This is a genomic window from Pseudomonas sp. SIMBA_068 (assembly GCF_046534705.1).
Taxonomy (GTDB): domain Bacteria; phylum Pseudomonadota; class Gammaproteobacteria; order Pseudomonadales; family Pseudomonadaceae; genus Aquipseudomonas; species Aquipseudomonas putida.
The window spans coordinates 1-246 of record NZ_JAWRYI010001323.1 but is presented as its reverse complement, the minus strand read 5'-3'; the positions used below and the strand labels follow the sequence as shown (position 1 = coordinate 246).

Annotated in this window: 1 pseudogene; it reads left to right on the top strand. The window is 58.5% G+C overall.

Features of this window, described 5'->3' with window-relative positions:
• Positions 1-246 (top strand): annotated as a pseudogene (locus tag SB756_RS33885) (LPS export ABC transporter permease LptG); the annotation flags it as partial.

Genomic DNA, 246 nt, shown 5'->3' with positions numbered 1-246 from the left:
GCCTGTTGATCGGGGTAACCCGCTATACCTTCGACAAAGAGCGGCACATGCTGACTTCCAGCTTTGCCAAGCGTGCGCAGTACAGTGCCGAGAAGTGGGAGTTGAGTGATGTCACCACCACCTATTTCCGCAATGTGGGCCAAGGCACCAAGGCCAGCACCGAAGTGATCAACGTGGCCTCCGAGCCATGGGACATCGCCCTGAAGCCGGAACTGCTCAATACCGTGGTGATGGTCCCGGAAGCCC